The organism is Mangrovicoccus ximenensis, from assembly GCF_003056725.1.
GTDB classification, from domain to species: domain Bacteria; phylum Pseudomonadota; class Alphaproteobacteria; order Rhodobacterales; family Rhodobacteraceae; genus Mangrovicoccus; species Mangrovicoccus ximenensis.
The window spans coordinates 104,117-120,562 of record NZ_QBKZ01000013.1 but is presented as its reverse complement, the minus strand read 5'-3'; the positions used below and the strand labels follow the sequence as shown (position 1 = coordinate 120,562).

General features: G+C 69.2%; 13 protein-coding genes and 1 pseudogene. 3 read left to right on the top strand and 11 right to left on the bottom strand.

The annotated features are described in order from the left end of the window. Nucleotides 1–109: 109 nt before the first annotated feature. Complete coding sequence (gene gyrA, locus C7T91_RS13980; protein WP_108259781.1) at nt 110–2,836, top strand: DNA gyrase subunit A; 2,727 nt, start codon at nt 110–112, stop codon at nt 2,834–2,836. 1,422 nt (nt 2,837–4,258) lie between these two features. On the opposite strand, the gene C7T91_RS32580 is transcribed toward gyrA, so the two are convergent. Further along, nucleotides 4,259–4,420 carry a hypothetical protein gene (locus C7T91_RS32580; protein WP_161555897.1) on the bottom strand — a complete coding sequence of 54 codons (162 nt, stop codon included), beginning with the start codon at nt 4,418–4,420 and terminating at the stop codon, nt 4,259–4,261. Nucleotides 4,421–4,778: 358 nt separating this feature from the next. Between C7T91_RS32580 and C7T91_RS13975 the strand changes: the two genes are divergently transcribed. Next, on the top strand, nt 4,779–5,588 hold the full coding sequence (locus C7T91_RS13975) for an ABC transporter permease (protein WP_236638229.1): 810 nt from the start codon (nt 4,779–4,781) through the stop codon (nt 5,586–5,588). 48 nt (nt 5,589–5,636) lie between these two features. On the opposite strand, the gene C7T91_RS31615 is transcribed toward C7T91_RS13975, so the two are convergent. Together C7T91_RS31615 and C7T91_RS13970 are read right to left on the bottom strand one after the other, a co-directional pair. Then, nucleotides 5,637–6,452 (bottom strand): hypothetical protein, encoded by an 816-nt coding sequence (locus C7T91_RS31615; protein ID WP_145962881.1) that lies wholly within the window; start codon nt 6,450–6,452, stop codon nt 5,637–5,639. Then, nucleotides 6,406–9,618, bottom strand: coding sequence for a LysR family transcriptional regulator (locus C7T91_RS13970; RefSeq protein ID WP_108259779.1), 3,213 nt, complete (start codon nt 9,616–9,618; stop codon nt 6,406–6,408). Before C7T91_RS13970 ends, C7T91_RS31615 begins: the two co-directional genes overlap by 47 nt. Before the next feature lie 90 nt (nt 9,619–9,708). Here C7T91_RS13970 and C7T91_RS13965 point away from each other — a divergent pair, with 90 nt between their 5' ends. Beyond that, nucleotides 9,709–10,122, top strand: coding sequence for a VOC family protein (locus tag C7T91_RS13965; RefSeq protein ID WP_108259778.1), 414 nt, complete (start codon nt 9,709–9,711; stop codon nt 10,120–10,122). A 209-nt stretch (nt 10,123–10,331) separates the two neighbouring features. On the opposite strand, the gene trmD is transcribed toward C7T91_RS13965, so the two are convergent. The 8 genes and pseudogenes from trmD to C7T91_RS13930 form a co-directional block, all read right to left on the bottom strand. Then, the gene (gene trmD / locus C7T91_RS13960; protein ID WP_108259777.1) at nt 10,332–11,120 is read right to left on the bottom strand and encodes a tRNA (guanosine(37)-N1)-methyltransferase TrmD; all 789 of its coding nucleotides are present in this window, start codon (nt 11,118–11,120) and stop codon (nt 10,332–10,334) included. Between the two features lie 161 nt (nt 11,121–11,281). Beyond that, nucleotides 11,282–12,070: a YfdX family protein gene (locus C7T91_RS13955; protein WP_108259776.1), complete on the bottom strand. Its 789-nt coding sequence runs from the start codon at nt 12,068–12,070 to the stop codon at nt 11,282–11,284. A 172-nt stretch (nt 12,071–12,242) separates the two neighbouring features. Then, entirely contained in the window at nt 12,243–12,422 is a 180-nt protein-coding gene (locus tag C7T91_RS13950) for a hypothetical protein (protein ID WP_108259775.1), read from the bottom strand. Beyond that, nucleotides 12,419–13,744: a TRAP transporter large permease gene (locus tag C7T91_RS13945; protein WP_236638236.1), complete on the bottom strand. Its 1,326-nt coding sequence runs from the start codon at nt 13,742–13,744 to the stop codon at nt 12,419–12,421. The genes C7T91_RS13950 and C7T91_RS13945 overlap by 4 nt, the downstream gene beginning before the upstream one ends. Before the next feature lie 138 nt (nt 13,745–13,882). After that, nucleotides 13,883–14,326: pseudogene (locus C7T91_RS35720) on the bottom strand (TRAP transporter small permease); the annotation flags it as partial. Nucleotides 14,327–14,466: 140 nt separating this feature from the next. Then, nucleotides 14,467–15,435 (bottom strand): TRAP transporter substrate-binding protein, encoded by a 969-nt coding sequence (locus C7T91_RS13940; protein ID WP_201742103.1) that lies wholly within the window; start codon nt 15,433–15,435, stop codon nt 14,467–14,469. 292 nt (nt 15,436–15,727) lie between these two features. Beyond that, nucleotides 15,728–15,979 (bottom strand): GlsB/YeaQ/YmgE family stress response membrane protein, encoded by a 252-nt coding sequence (locus C7T91_RS13935; protein ID WP_108259772.1) that lies wholly within the window; start codon nt 15,977–15,979, stop codon nt 15,728–15,730. Between the two features lie 106 nt (nt 15,980–16,085). Then, complete coding sequence (locus tag C7T91_RS13930; RefSeq protein ID WP_108259771.1) at nt 16,086–16,397, bottom strand: hypothetical protein; 312 nt, start codon at nt 16,395–16,397, stop codon at nt 16,086–16,088. Nucleotides 16,398–16,446 lie beyond the last annotated feature (49 nt).

The following is a 16,446-nucleotide window of genomic DNA, read 5'->3' as shown; positions in this document are numbered from 1 at the left end:
CATCGACGGATGATGACAATGGGGTGACTGCGACATTGCAGCCCGGTCCGCGGGTCTGATATACCCTGTGCCAAAGCTGGACCCTTAAGTCACAAGCGAGCAGGCAGATATGAGCGACACACCGGAAACCCCTGACAACAAAGACGAAAATCCGGCGCCCCGCTATGAGGGTCCTGCAGTTTCCATCGCCGAGGAAATGAAGTCGAGCTATCTCGACTATGCAATGAGCGTCATCGTCAGCCGCGCAATCCCCGATCTGCGCGACGGCCTGAAACCTGTGCACCGGCGCATTCTTTATGCAATGTTCGAGACCGGCAACAGCCACGAGAAGCCCTACCGCAAGTCGGCCCGCCCGGTCGGCGACGTGATGGGGAAATACCACCCGCATGGCGACGCCGCGATCTACGACGCGCTGGTGCGGATGGCGCAGCCCTTCTCGATGTCTCTGCCGCTTCTCGACGGCCAGGGCAACTTCGGCTCGATGGACGGCGACAGCGCGGCGGCCATGCGCTACACCGAGGTCCGGATGCAGAAGGCGGCGATGTCGCTTCTCGAGGACATCGAGAAGGAAACCGTCGATTTCCAGGACAACTATGACGGCAAGGACCAGGAGCCCTCGGTCCTGCCCGCGCGCTTCCCCAACATGCTGGTCAACGGCGCGGGGGGCATCGCGGTCGGCATGGCGACGAACATCCCGCCGCACAACCTGGGCGAGGTGGTCGACGCGACGCTGGCGCTGATCGAGAACCCCGATCTCGACAGCACCGACCTGATGGAATTCATCCCCGGCCCCGATTTCCCGACCGGCGGCATCATCCTCGGCCGCTCCGGCGCGCGGAAGGCCTATCTGGAGGGCCGCGGCTCGGTGATCATCCGCGCCAAGACCCGGATCGAGGAGATCCGCAAGGACCGCTACGCGATCGTCCTCGACGAGATCCCCTACCAAGTGAACAAGGCCGCGATGATCGAGAAGATCGCCGACCTGGTGCGCGAGAAGCGGATCGAGGGCATCGCCCATGTGCAGGACGAATCCGACCGCGTCGGCGTCCGCGTCGTCATCGAGCTGAAGCGCGACGCGACCCCGGACGTGGTGCTGAACCAGCTGTGGCGCTTCACGCCGATGCAGACCTCCTTCGGCTGCAACATGCTGGCGCTGAACGGCGGCCGCCCCGAGCAGCTGACCCTGCGCAAGTTCCTGACCTCCTTCATCGATTTCCGCGAGGAAGTCGTCGCGCGCCGCACCGCCTACGAACTGCGCAAGGCCCGCGAACGCTCGCACATCCTCTGCGGCCTCGCCGTGGCGGTGTCGAATGTCGACGAGGTCGTGCACACCATCCGCCAGTCGGCCGATCCGGCCGAGGCGCGCGAGGCGCTGATGACCCGCCGCTGGCCCGCCCATGACATCGCGGGCTATATCGGCCTGATCGACGATCCGACCCACACGATGAACGAGGACGGGACCTACAACCTGTCCGAGACCCAGGCCCGCGCGATCCTCGACCTGCGGCTGCAGCGCCTGACCCAGATCGGCGTCAAGGAAGTCACCGACGAGCTCGAGGAACTGGCCGGCAAGATCCGCGACTACCTGGACATCCTGCGCTCGCGCGAACGGATCATGTCGATCATCTCCGACGAGCTGCGCACCGTGCGCGAGCTCTTCGCCGTGCCGCGCCGCACCGAGATCACCGAATGGTCGGGCGACATGGAGGACGAGGACCTCATCGAGAAGGAGGACATGGTCGTCACCATCACCCAGACCGGCTATGCCAAGCGCACGCCGCTGGCCGAGTACCGCAGCCAGAAGCGCGGCGGCAAAGGCCTGTCGGGGATGTCGATGAAGGACGAGGACGTGGTGACGACGCTCTTCGTCGCCAACACCCATACGCCCCTGCTGGTCTTCACCACCGACGGCATGGTCTACAAGATGAAGACCTGGCGCCTGCCCCAGGGCGGCCGCTCGGCCCGCGGCAAGCCGATCGTCAACATCCTGCCGATCAACCCGGGCGTCGGCGTCGCGGCGATCATGCCGGTCGACCGCGACGAGGACCAGTGGGACCAACTCAACATCGTCTTCGCCACCTCCGAGGGCGGCGTGCGCCGCAATGCGCTGAGCGACTTCACCAACGTGAAGCGCAACGGCAAGATCGCGATGGAGCTGCCCGAGGGCGTCAAGCTGGTGAATGCACGGATCTGCTCGGAAGAGGACGATGTCATGCTCTTCACCGATCTCGGCCGCGCGATCCGCTTCCCGGTGACCGAGGTGCGCGTCTTCAAGGGCCGCAAATCGACCGGCGTGCGCGGCATCAGGCTGCCCGCCGATGCCAGCGTCGTCGCCATGTCGGTGATCCGCCATTTCGACGCCAGCTCGGAAGAGCGCGCCGCCTATCTGAAGATGCGCCGCGCGGTCGAGGGCATGACCGAAGAGGCCGAGAACGAGGACGAGGAAGCCGTGGCCGATGTCGCGCTTCCGCAGGAACGCTATGCCGAGATGTCGGCGGCCGAGGACCTGATCCTGACGATCACCGCCCGCGGCTTCGGAAAGCTCAGCTCGTCGCATGACTACCCGGTGCGCGGCCGCGGCGGCCAGGGCGTCGCGGCGATGGACAAGGGCATGCGCGGCGGCCGCCTGGTCACCAGCTTCCCGGTGATGCTCGACGACCAGATCATGCTGGCCACCTCGAACGGCCAGTCGATCCGCTGCCCGGTCGGCGGCATCTCCTTCCGCTCGCGCGCGGCGGGCGGGGTGCGGGTGTTCAACACCGCCCAGGGCGAGGAAGTCGTCTCCGTCGCATGGATCGCCGATCAGGGCGACACCGAGACCGACGCCGAGGAATGATCCTGCACCGGCCCGCCGCAACCGCGGCGGGCCGCCTGCATCTCCGCCGCCCTCCGGCGGATAGGGCAAGCAGCGCTCCGCCCTCGCAGCCCCTCCAGATCGCGCTCGCGGCTTCCGCACGCATGAGACGCCCGCAGCACAGCCCGCTGCGCAAACCGGAGATCGCTGCGCCATGGCCAAGTGACCTTGCCCAAGGCATGCGGACCGGAACGACAATCACCGCGCTGCCATGGCAAACACGGCTTGCCGAGCGTCCGGTGACGGAGAGGCCGCGCTGCCGGTTGCAAAATCTGGGGCTGCGATGAAACGGGGTGCAATCGGACCTTGGCGCTGCGGACCAGTTCCTTCTTAAAGGATACGGCGCAGCGCGCCATCGGCGCCCCGGCAGCCGCGCAGGACCAACGGATCATCCGCCCGTCGGCAAGGAGCGGCGTGCACTCGCGGCAGAACCTTGCGGACGCAAAGCTGCCGTCGCTGCGCGCCCCGGGCACAGAAGTTCGGGAACGGCAACGTTTGCACCGCGCCGAACGCGATGGCCAAGCGGCCAGAGATTGGCCCGCTGCCCGCCTGGCAACGGCCTGCAGTTTCCGCTCTCGCCGCCGCTCCGCAAGACCGCATGTCTTTTCCGACCGGGCGGCCGGCAGGTCCGGGGCAGGACAGCGGCGCGCCGACCGGAAGGCGGGGCAGGCCGGGACAGCCAGCCAAGCGGCACCGGACAGCCAGGCTGCCGACCGCCGGAAAGGGGCAGAGCGCCCAATCGTCCCGGCCGGAGCATCATTGCTGTCCGGATGGCAGAACAGTCCCGGCGCCGGCTTCCGGTTCCCCAGCGCCATGCGCATCGCATCGAAACGCGGGACTGCTCTTGAGCCGGGCCGAAGTTGTCCCCCTGCCCGGCAGGCGATTGCCTGCAACCGCCGGGAGGGGGGCCGCGTTCGCCATCGGTCTCCGGAGTTGCCATCGCTTGCGCCATCGGTCCGGGCAGCGATGGGCGACGCTGCGTCAATGGCGACTGCGCGCGGCGCCGCATCGCCGTGGCTGGCCTCGGAAACCTCCCGGATCATCGGCAGGAGAGTCTCGCTGGCTGCCTGGCAAGCCGCCTGTTCCGCGGCGGCGGCGCGCCGGGCGCAGCACCAGCTCGTGCGGAGGCCGCCATGGCCCTCGACCGCGCCGGCGGTCGCCCGGATTTCCGTGATCTTGGCGGCATTGCCGGGCTTGGGTCCGGGATCGGCACGGAAGCTGGACCGCGCGACGCCCATCCGCCCGCATCCCCGGCGGATCGGGAGCCGCGGGGTCGGCAATCCCGGATCAGGCCCGCTTTACTGCGGGCCTCCGGAGCGCCGGACCCGCCGGACATTCGATCCCGAGGGCCCGGCCATCAGCTCGGCCGCCGTGCTCGGGCATTGGCCTGGGACCGATGGCGAACTAGCCCTCGCTCCTCGCCGAGAGCGTCGGCCCCGCCTTTCCGATCCAGTTGCGCGACAGGTCAGGGCAGTGGCCGCGCTCATGGAGCGTCTCGCTGCCCTGATCCCCGGCGATGAGCCGTCGCTTGGAAGCGTTGCTGTGGCTGCGTTGGCGTTCGGGCATGGGCTGTCTTCCTCCGAAAGCCCCCGGGGGATCAATTCAACCGCTGCGCCGGGTTCGCCCGAGGGGGCGCACTCAAACTCCCATCGCAGTGCAAGCCGCCGCTGGTTCCTCCGTCTCCCGGCGCTCAGGTTCGGTCCCCGCAAGCAGTTGGAAGCGCAGTCGGCGGCAATCGGTCGGCGGGGGCATTTCGGGGGCACCGCAAGTGCTGCGATGTTGACCTGCCGGGCGTTGCGGGATTGGCTGCCGATCTTGCCGGTTGCCCGCAGGGGCCAAGCCGACCGGCCGGCGGATGTCGCGTCCGGGCATGTCTCCCATCCGCTGGAGCTGCCGCCGCAGCCGGCCCGGGACCGGCGCCGGGGTGGGGTCAAGTCCGGGCGAGGCCGCTTCCTGCAGCGGCGCGAGGGCCAAGTTCCGGGGCGGCGGCTTCCAGCCCCGCCCGGTGCGAGGCGGCGCCGTCGCCGTCTTCGTCGTGCCGATCGCGCTGCTTGAGGCCGGAACGCGCAGCGGCGCGATCTCGAACCTGACCATGCCGCGCCCCTCGGCCGTGCTTGAGATACTGCGGAACCTCGCCGTGCCGGGGCTTCTGTGGCCGCATCTCGCTCCGTCGTTCATGCCGTTGGTCCCGGCGCCCTTCCCGATCCCCAAGATTGCCCTGATGCCGCCCTTCGTGATCTGGGTAGGCACCGGCGAAAGCTCGAAACATGCGCTGATCGCCTTCGGCACCTTTCCCCCCGCTGTGCTCGCCACCTTCGGCGCCGTGGGCAGCGTCGACCGGACCCGGATCCGCATTGGCCAGAGCTTCGGCCTGTCCTGCTGGTCCATCGTGCGCAAGATTGTCCTTCCGCGCATCTTGTCGGGCCTGCGGGTGCCGGTCGCCATCGCGGTCATCCTGCTTGTCGCCGCCGGACTGCGGGGCGCGGAACACGGGATCGGGGCCCGTATCCTCGAGTCAGGCGCGCTATGCGACCTTGAACGGCCGTTTGCCCGGGTGAGGGTCCTGTCGGTGCCGGGCCTGATTCTGGGCTGGGCCATCGGCCTGATCGAGCAGCGCTTCCTCGGCTGGAAGTCCTGGCCGTGCTGGCCCTGCAGGAGACGCAGGCCGTGCCGGGGGGGCCGGAGCTGCGCGAGATCGCGCCGCCGCCCGCGCCGGGACCGGGCGAGGTGCTGACCGACATCGAGGCCACCAGCGTCCGCGGGACCGACATCCACATCGCGCTCAGCCTTCGGCGGCCAGCGCCTCGGCCAGCCGCTCCGCCAGCGCCAGCGGCGGGCTGCTGGCCAGAAGCCCGATGCAAAGCTCCAGCAGCCGGTCCTGGACGAACTCAGGAAGCAAGTCCCGCACCGCATCGGCATCGCTCCGCGCCACGGCCTGCGGAAGAGCCGGAAACCCGGCGCGGGCCTTGGTGCCGAGCATCGGAAGGAGCAGCATCCGCCCACCCGAGCAGACCGATGCGACCGGCCAGCTGCCGACCTCGACGAAGCGGCGCAGGACCAGCGGCGGCACATGATCCGCCCGCCGGACCAGCGCCTCGAAGCGGCTGTCGAACCCGAAGAAATCCGGGCGCACGCAGTCCAGAGCCTCGGCATCCCAGTCCCGCGACCGGCTCAGCCGCAGGCTGGCACGGGGCAGCTGCCACTCCGGCAGCAGCGGCATGGCATTGTCCAGATTGAAGGTCAGCCGCACCGCAGCCGGCCCCGGATTGCGGACGGTCAGGTTCCATTCGCCAGCCTCCGCGCGGTTGCGGCCGTACAGCGCGACCGGCACGGTCGGCGCGAAGCCGATGACATGGGACAGCCGTTGTACAGGGCCGCCGCTGAGCGGATCGGGACAGACCACCGCCGCCCGCCCGCCATTGCCGGCCCGGATCTCGCCGCAGCTCTCGTCCTCCGGCTGGCCGGTCGCGATCTCGAGCCGCTCGCCGGACTGTGCCTGCAGCGACAGGGCGAGCGGACCGCAGGCCCCTTGGGCCGAGGCTTGCCGCAGATCAAGGAACACCGGCGCGCCGCGGCGCGGCGGCAAGATCAGATCCATCCGTGCCGCCCGGCCCGGCTGCAGCAGGACGCTGCAATCGGCATATTCCTGCACGAAGCCCAGCTCGCCGATCATCAGGGCACTGCGGCCGGTCGCCCGCGAAAACCGCCGCAATTCCGCCGAGACGGCATGTTCGAGCCGCCGGATGCCGGAGCGGTCGAGCCCCAGCCCGGCCAAATCGAGCCGCAGCAGGACAGGACGTTCGCAACGCGGCCGCGACATCGCCTCCATGATGCCCTGGAGACCGAGCAGAACGAGCGCTCCCGCCATTTCGCCGCCAATGCCCGGCGGCAGCTCCCAGTCGAGCCGCCAATGCGGCGAAGCTCCGCGCGTCGGCAGCGGACAGGACACCCGCCCGGCACCGATCCAGGCCCGCTTGCCGCCGGGAGCGGCGAGCGGGATCCGCAGGCTGGGCCAGCACATCGGCCTCCGCCACGTTGCGGCCATTCGCGGTCACGGTGACCGAGCTCGAGCCCAGCACGTCGCCATCCATCTGCGCGCGCACGCCGCCCGCGACCGTGGCCTCGGCCAGCATGATCGAGGCGCCGCCCAGGATGCCGCCCGAGCCGCCCTCGGAGCGGGCCTCGGCGGTGTTCTTCTTGGCGCCGATATGCTTGGCCTCGACCAGCAGGGCAGCCGAAGTGATCTCGACATCCGATCCGATCACCGCCTCGACATCCGCGCCCTCGGCGATTTCCGCCACTGCGTTCACGCCGTTGGCGCCGATCCCGAAGATCGACACATCGGCGGCCAGCGCCTTGGCATAGGCATAGTTTTCGGCCTGGCCGCGCACGGTGACGGCGCCCGCGGACACCACCACGTCGCCATCCATCGCCGCGCTGGTCCGGCCGCTGACCGTGGCCGAGGGCAGCGACGCCCCGACCGAGATCGCGAAGGCGCTGACCGAGATGCCCAGCGTGTCGGAGACCGCGTTGCGGTCGGCCGTCGCCTGGACCAGCAGCGCGCCGCCGCCGGTCACCGTCACCGAGGTCTGGCCGCCGAGCGGCGTTTCGCCCTCGCGGGCGCCGATGAAGGCTTCGGTATCGCTCGACACAACCGACACGGCATCGGCGAAATTGATCGCCGCCCCGGCCCCGAAGGCGCCGGTAATCGTCTTGGCGGTCGCGGTCTCGGTGCTGTCGGCGGTGACGTCGATCTTCGATGCCTGGACCGTCGTGCTCTCGCCGACATAGGCCAGCGTCGCGCCGCTGATCGTGGCGTTTGTGACCGTCGCGGCCACCGAAATGCCGCCCGAAACGCCCAGCGTCACCGGATCGGCCGTGGCGGTGAAATCCGAATTCGCGGCAATGGCCAGCGGCCCGCCGGTCAGGATCACTTCGGTCGTCCCGGCAGGCACGGTGCCCGCCGCGGCGCCGACGAAGGCCTCGGTCACCCGGTCGACGGTCGCGCCGACCAGCGAGCCCGAGCCCGCCCCGCCGAGCGAGATCGACACGGTGACCACGTCCGGATCGGCGAAGGCCACGGAATCCGCCGTGACGTCCATCGAGGCCGCCGTGACCGACATGTCGCCATCGGCATAGGCGCGGGTCGCACCGCCGATCGAGGCGCTGGCATCGACCACCGAAATCGCCACCCCGGTCGAGGCGGCCACACCGATGCCGGTCGATTGCGCATGGTGGTCGCTGTCGGCATCGATCTGCACGGTGTTGCCCGACGCCGTCAGGTCGGTGCCGCTGGCATAGGCGGTCACCACGCTGTCGACATCGTTCACCGCCCGCACCCCGGCGCCGGCCGCCCCGGCCAGCGCGACCGTCACCGAGACGGCGGTGCTGATCACCTCGTAGGTCTGGCTGGCATCCGCATCGATCAGGATGTCGCCCGAACCGTTGGCAGTGATGCTGCCGCCCGAGGCGCCGGCGGTCACTTCGTTCTGGATGTCGTTCTCGCCGATCGCGACGCCGACCGAGACGCCCACCACGCCGACCGACAGCGCCACCGCCACCACGGTCGCATCGATCGTGGCATCGTCATCGGCGCGGATCGTCACGTTGCCGGCCGCCGTCAGGACCGAGCCGCCGGTGACCAGGCCCTCGATCACGGAGGTCGAGGTGTTCTTGGCACTGGCGCCCGCGCCCGAGGCCGAAACGCCGATCGAGATCGAAGCCGAGAGCGCGATGGCCGCCACGGTCACGTCGACATCGCTTTGCGAAGAGGCATCGACCGTGATCGTGCTGCCTTCGGAGGTCACCGCCGAAGTGTAGATCTCGGCGCGGGTCCTCGAGGTGACGATGTTGTCGGCCACGGCGGCCGAGACCGCCACCGAGCCGCCGACATAGGAGCCGCTGATCGCGAGGCTCGCCGCCCCGGCATCGGCATTGACCGTCACGTCCTCGATCGCCCGGACCAGGATGGCGCCGCCCGCCTCGACGGAATGCGCGCCCGAGGCATTGTTGATCACCGCCTCGGTCAGGCCCGAGACAGTGTTCGACACGACCGCGGCGGAGACGCCCGCGGCGAAGCTGAAGGCGCCGGAGGCCGCAACCGAGACGGAGGCCGCGACGCCGAGCACGTCGACATCGGCCTCGGATTCCGCAAGCACGGACAGTGCGCCGCCGATATCGACGCTGGAGCCGGCGATGCCCGCGCGCACCGTGCTGCCATAGTCGTTGTCGGCCACCGAGACGGCGAGCGCCACCGAAACGGCCACCGAGCCCGAGGCGCCGACCGCGACGCTGGCGGCGATCGTGTCGGTGTCGATCATCAACGTGTCATAGGCGTCGAGCGTCAGCGCGCCCGGCGCGTTGAAGCTCGATCCGCCGATGATCAGCGCCTCGACCAGCCCGTCGCTCGTCACGTCGGCGGTCGAGACCCCGAAGGCGACCGCCGGCGCGACCGTGCCGCTGGCAGCGACCGCGATCGCCGCGCCCAGCCGCAGCACGCCCGCCGGCTCTTCCGGTGCCGCGCTCCGGCGCAGCGCATGGCCGCCCGCCACCAGCGTCCGCATGTCCGCCACCAGGTCGAGACAGGCCGGAGTCGGCGTCGCCGCATTGGCATGCCGGACCAGAAGCGTCACCCCCAGATCCCGCTCCAGAACCTGGATGCGCTGGCTGATTGCCGCGGGGGTCCGCCCCTGCGCGCGGGCGGCCGCCACGATCGAACCCTCGTCGATCACTGCCAGCAAGCTTTCGAGAAACCGCAGGTCCATCGGTTTTTCTTTTCCTGAGAGAAAAAATAACGCGTTTTTCCTTTTTCTAGACTTCCGCTAGCAGGCCTGCAACGCAAACAGGAGACCGCGATGAAATCCCTCTTCCACCTCGCCATCCATGTCACCGACCTGGACGAGACCCGCCGCTTCTACGGCGAGGTTCTGGGCTGCGAGGAAGGCCGCTCGACCGAGACCTGGGTCGATTTCGACTTCTTCGGGCACCAGCTGAGCTTCCATCTGGGCGAGCCCTTCCCGGTCACCCGCACCGGCAAGGTCGGCGAGCACATGGTGATGATGCCGCATATGGGCGCGGTGCTGGCGCTGCCCGACTGGCTGGCGCTTGCCGCGCGGCTGGAGGAGAAAGGCGTCGCCTTCGACATTCCGCCGGTGGTGCGCTTCGAGGGCGAGCCCGGCGAGCAGCGCACGATGTTCTTCTTCGATCCCTCCGGCAATCCGATCGAGATCAAGGGTTTCGCTGATTTCGAAGGCCTCTTCGCCCGCTAGGCGCGAAGGCCGGGGCTGGGCGCGCGGCCCCGGCACACCATGCTCGCGGCGCCCGGCAGGCGCGCGAAACGACGATCCATCTCCGGCCCGGCACCGCGGCCGTCGAGGTGCAGAGCTTCGGTTCCGTTCCTGTCCGGGCCATGCGCCTGCCTCCCGTGCCGTGCCGGGGCGCAGTGTAGCGCGGAACCGGCCTGCGGGGAATGCGGCGCTCAGCCGTCCTTGGCGCCGTCGCCGGCATGGAGCTGCCACAGGTCGGGGCGCCGGGCCCGGGTCAGCTCCTCGGATTGCTGCCGCCGCCACTCGGCGATCTTCGCATGGTTGCCCGACAGCAGCACCTCGGGGATCTCCCGGCCTGCCCATTCCGCCGGGCGGGTGTATTGCGGATGCTCGAGGAGCCCGTTCGAGTGGCTCTCCTCCTCGGTGGAGGCGGCATTGCCCAGAACGCCGGGCAGCAGCCGCACCGTGGCATCGAGCATCGCCTGGGCGGCGATCTCGCCGCCGGTCAGCACGAAATCGCCAAGGCTGACCTCTTCGATGTCATAGGCATCCAGCACCCGCTGGTCGACGCCTTCGAAGCGGCCGCAGAGCATGGTGATGCCGCGTGCCTGCGACCAGCGCCGCGCCATCGCCTGGTTGAAGCGCCGCCCGCGCGGCGAGAGATAGACCAGCGGCCAGTCGCTGCGGTCGTCGGGGGTTCCGGCCATCCCCACCTCGAGCGCGCGGCTCACCACGTCGGCGCGCAGCACCATGCCCGCGGCCAGCTTGCGCAGCTCGTCCACGGCGTCGGCGAAATCCGGATCCGCGGGCGGCGCCAGCACCTCCTGCACCGGTTCCGCCACCGGCCGCAGACGCCAGCCCTCACGGCGCAGCAGGTAGCCTGCCGCCCCGGCCAGCGCCACGGCGAGCACGAAGGTGGCAATCGTGGAAATCACCGCATGCAGCCCCAGCACCGCCAGGAACCCGGCGCCGATGACCCCGGCGCGCTTCGTCAGAACCATGCCCAGCCTCCTGCTCCGGTCCGTTCGGCTGGCCCAACCTACTGATCCCGGAGCAGGTTTTCCAGAGACGGAATCGTGAACATTGCCCGGACACGAAAAGGCCCCGCGGAAACCGCGGGGCAAGTTGCCTGCCACCTGAGCAAGGGAGATCCGCGTGCGGATCAGTTGACCGCGGCGGGCGCCTCCTGGCGGCTGGCGCCCGGCACCGCGCCGTCAAGCCCGCCTGCACTGCCCGCAGCGGAGGATTGCTGCACCGAACCGTCGCCCTGGCGCGGGATCGCGTCGATGTTCCAGCCCTGGACCATCACGCCCTCCTCGAGCGCCGCCAGCGAGGCCTGGGCCGAATCGGTGTCGCCCGAGCCGATCGCCTTCTGCGCGTCGGCCAGATGCGCCGAGGTCTGCTCCAGGGGCACCAGCGCCGCGATCACCTGCATGTCGAGCTCGGCCATGCGCAGGGTGTCGAGCGCCTTGTCGGGCTCCTGCGCCTGAAGCTGCGCCCCGGCCTCGCTGAGCACCTGCTGGTTGCTCTCGTCCGGCACGAAGGTCTCGCCATAGCCGATCTGGACATCGACCGGCAGGAAGACCGGCTCGTCCGAGCCGCCGGACGTGTCCGCCACCAGCAATTGCGCCAGCTCGCCCTTCGCCTCGCCCAGCGTCGAGGATGCCTCGTCGAGCAGCTCGGCCGCCGCGTCGTTCCGGCCCTCGCTCAGCTCGGCGCGCGCCTGATGGACCGCCCGGAGCGCATGCAGCCCGTCCTCGGATGCCTTGAGATATCCGTCCTGGGTGGCGTAATCCGCCTCGGGCTTGGCCGCTTCGGACTGTTCGGCCACCTTCGCGTTCTCCGCCGCAACGGCCACGGTCGCCATCGGCGAGGCGAGGATCGCGGCAGAGGCCATCAGAACCGCGAGTTTCCGGCCGAATTTCGAACGCTGTGCCATCTTGTCCTCCATGGGTTTTTCCTGGTCACGGAAGACATTTGGGCGGCCGGTCTTACGCCGTCCTGCGCCGAAGCTTACAGATGCGTAAGCCGGGCGGGAAAGGCGATGTCCACCCGCAGCCCCGGCCCGGCATCGCCGAGCCGCAGCTCGGCGCCATGCCGTTCGGCCACCGCGCGCACGAAGGTCAGGCCGAGCCCGGTGCCCTCGCCCGCATCGGCGAGACGGCCAGCGCGGTGGCGAGGCTGACCAGCAGCGGCAGCGCCGGGCGCATCGCCTCTGCATCGACCGGCAGGAACGGGACCGTCAGGAAGCCGAGGAGCAGCAGCACCGAGGCATGGCGGCCCGCTGCCGCGACCGGGCTCATCGCGCGGCCTGGATCGTGTCGGGCAGCCAGGTCGCAAGCCCCGGCACCGCGACCAGGATGGCGACCATCAGCACCATGATCAGGAACATCGGCGCCGCGGTCTTTGCGATATAGGTCATGTCATGGCGCGTCATCCCCTGCAGCACGAAGAGGTTGAAGCCGACCGGCGGGGTGATCTGCGCCATTTCCACGACCACGACGATGAAGATGCCGAACCACATCAGGTCGATCCCGGCGGCGCGGATCATCGGTTCGATGATCGCCATGGTCAGCACCACCGCCGAGATGCCGTCGAGGAACATCCCGATGATGATGTAGAACACGGTCAGCGCGGCGATCAGCGCGATCGGCGACAGCTCCATCCCGGCGATCAGCGCGGCGAGGTTGCGCGGCAGGCCGGTGAAGCCCATGGCGAGCGTCAGGAAGGAGGCGCCCATCAGGATCAGCGCGATCATCGCCGAGGTGCGGGTGGCGCCCATGAGGCTCTCGCGGAAGGCCTCCCAGCTGAGCGAGCCCTGAAGCGCGGCAAGGATCAGCGCGCCGATCACGCCGAAGGCGGCCGCCTCGGTGGCGGTGGCGATGCCCGCATACATCGAGCCGATCACGACGAGGATCAGCACCACGACCGGGATCAGCAGGGTGGAGGCGCGCAGCTTTTCCTTCAGCGGAAGGCGCGGCTCGGGCGCGGGGGCCTGGTCCTTCCGGATGACCGACCAGAGGGCGATATAGGCCATGAACATCGCCGCCAGCACCAGCCCCGGCAGGACGCCCGCCATGAAGAGCCCGGTGATCGATTCCTTCACCGTCACGCCATAGACGATCAGCGTCAGCGACGGCGGGATCATCAGCCCCAGCGTCGCGGCGCCCGCGAGCGTGCCGACGATCATGAATTCCGGATAGCCGCGCTTGCGGAGCTCCGGGATCGACATCTTGCCGACCGTGGTCAGCGTCGCGGCGGAGGAGCCCGAGACGGCTGCGAAGACGGTGCAGCCGACCACGTTGGAATGCAGCAGCCCGCCCGGGAAGCGCGCCAGCCAAGGGGCGAGCCCCTTGAACATGTCCTCGGAAAGCCGCGTGCGGAACAGGATCTCGCCCATCCAGATGAACAAGGGCAGCGAGGTCAGCGTCCAGCTCGAGGCCGAGGTCCAGACCGTGATCGACATCGAGCTGCCGGGGTTGCGCGGGGTGAAGCCGATCATGCCCATATAGGCCACGCCCATCAGCGCCAGCCCGACCCAGAGGCCGCTGCCCAGAAGGAAGAACATCACGAAGAGGAACACGCCGATCTTGAGCCCCGTCGCGTCGCGGTCGAAGCCGGTCATCAGGTGGATCGCGGCATAGAGCACCAGAAGGCAGCCGAGCCCCAGCGCGATCCGCGCCTTCACCGAGGAGAGCGCGTCCTGCAGGACCGGCTTTCTCGGCATGTCGACGCCGTAGCCTTCGGTGAAGAGCAGCGAGAAGAGCGCGTCGATCACGGCCACCGCGAGGAGCGTCGCGCCGCCGGCCATGACGAGCTGCGGGATCCACAGCGGCGTGCCGTCCTGGCCCTGGGAGATGTCGTTGATCCTGTGGCTGAGCATCGGCGTCTGGATCGCGTGCCAGGCGAAGAACAGCGCGACCGCGGCGGCGACGGCATAGCACCAGATCTCGACGCCGCGGCGCCAGCGGCCCGCGCGGTCGACCAGCATGCCGACGCGGATATGCTCGTTCTTGCGGAAGGTGTCGGCCAGCGCCAGGAAGGAGGCTGCGGCCATCGCGTAGCCCGCGTAATTGGCGCCCCCGGGCAGCAGGATGCCCAACCAGCGCGACACCATCTGCGCGACGACGAGGCCGAGAATGGCCAGCAGGGCCAGGGCGGCCGCATATCCGGAAAGGGCATAGAGCCGGTCGAGGAAGCGGCGCATCGGGACACCTTCGCTTGGGGCCCGGCGCCTGCCGGGCGGTTCCTGTCTGTATGGGGACGCAGTTGCGTCCGTGGCCCGGAAACGGGCGCGGGGCGCTCCGGACCAGCCGGAGCGCCCCCTGTCTTCGGATCGTCCGGGGCTTACTGGGCCTTGTAGGCGTCGATGATCGCCTTGCCGTCCTCGCCGGTGGTCTCCTGCCATTCGGTGGTCATGGTCTCGCCGATCTCGCCCAGCTTGGCCATCACCGGCTCGGCGGGCGGGTTCACGTCCATGCCGTTCTCGGCGAGCGTCGCGACGAAGCCGCCGGCCAGCTCCGCCGCCTTTTCGGCGCCGCGGGCCTGGGCCTTGGCCGCCTCGTCAATGACGCAGGCCTTTGCCGTGTCGGACAGCGCGTCCATCGCATCGGCATTGGCGAAGACCGTGTTGCGCGGCAGCCAGGCCTTCACGTCATAGAAATTGGTCATGTCTTCCCAGACGCTCTCGTCGACGCCGGTCGAGCCCGAGGAGATCATCGACGACACCAGCCCGGTGGCCAGCGCCTGCTTCAGATCCGCGGCCTCGATCTGGGTCGGCACCATGCCGGCCAGCTCGGCGACACGGGCGGTGATCGCATTGTAGGCGCGGAACTTCACGCCTTCCATGTCCGCGGGGCTGGAGACCGGCTTCGAGAAGTAGAGCCCCTGGGCCGGCCAGGGCACGGAATAGAGCAGGGTCAGGTTCTGCTCGCCCAGCACCTTGGCCAGGGTCGGCTCGGCCGCGGCGCGCAGCTTCTCGGAGGCTTCGAAGGAGGTCGCCAGGAAGGGGATCGAGTCATAGGCGAAGATCGCGTTCTCGTTGGCATGCGCCGACAGCAGCCGCTCGCCGATCTGGGCCTCGCCGAGCTGCACGGCGCGCTTGATCTCGTCGCCCTTGAACAGCGAGCCGCCGGCATGGATCACGATCTCCAGCTCGCCGCCGCTGCATTCCTTCACCGCATCGGCGAAGGCCTGTGCGTTCTCGGTATGGTAGTTCGAGGCGGGATAGGCGACCGGCATGTCCCAGGTCTCGGCCGAGGCCGCCCCGGCCAGGGCCGTCGAAAGCGCGAGGATCGCTGCTGCGGTGAGTTTCATGGTTTCCCTCTCTGTCGCATCTCGTTGTGCCATTCTCCGCGCGGTCCGGCCGCGGGGCCGGGACGGCGGCGTGGTCCCGGGACGTTGGCAGAACTCGCGGAGTTTGGAAACGCCGCAAAAGCTGGGTTCGACATGACGGGAACTCATGGCGGACCGGCTTGGCGGCATCATGGCGGGCCGGGAGCGGGAAGAATCGCGCAAAGCTGCGGCAGCGCGGATGCAAAAGGCAGCGCCCCCGCCGCGGAAGGCGGCGGGGGCGCTGGAAATCGGGGCGCGGGGCCCGGTTCGCGCGTCAGGCGCGGCGCAGGAAGCGGGCGCCTGCGATCAGGATGCAGGCGCCGATCACGCCGACGATCAGGTTGGCGATGATGCCGTAGGCCTGCCAGCCGACCACCATGCCGAGCACGGCGTTCAGGATGACGGCGCCGAGGATGCCGAGGATGACGTTGGTCAGCAGCCCGTGGGATGCGTCCATGATCTGTTCGGCGATCCAGCCTGCGATGGCGCCGATGATGATAGCGAGAAGCCAGCCGAGTCCGGCCATGGGGATGTCCTCCGATTGTCAGTGAGCTGCGAGGCAGGTTGCGCATGGTTAACGCAAACCCCGTCCCGGCGTTCCCTGCGAAAGACTGCTTCGGCGGAATTCCCCGTCAGCTGCAGATGATCCGGCCGACGGTTTCGCCGTCGGTGCTGGTCACGGTCAGCCGGTGGGGGTTGTAGTCCTTGGTCACCGACTGGTCGGGGCCGAGATAGCGTTTCGGCCCGCCATAGGGCAGCTCCAGCGCCGGGGCGAGCGGGCCGCCGACCAGGTGTTGCCAGGCTTCCGCGCCGCAATCGGCGGCGCCGATTGCCGCAGCCGAGGCGGATCCCGAGGCGCTGCCGTCGGAATAGGCGGAGCCGGCCGGATCGCAGGCAGCGAGGGAAAGGCAGGCGATGAGGGCGGGAACGAGGCTCTGGCGCATGTTGGGGACTCCGGATCGACGCAGCGAAATTGCGGCAGCCCCGGCGGAA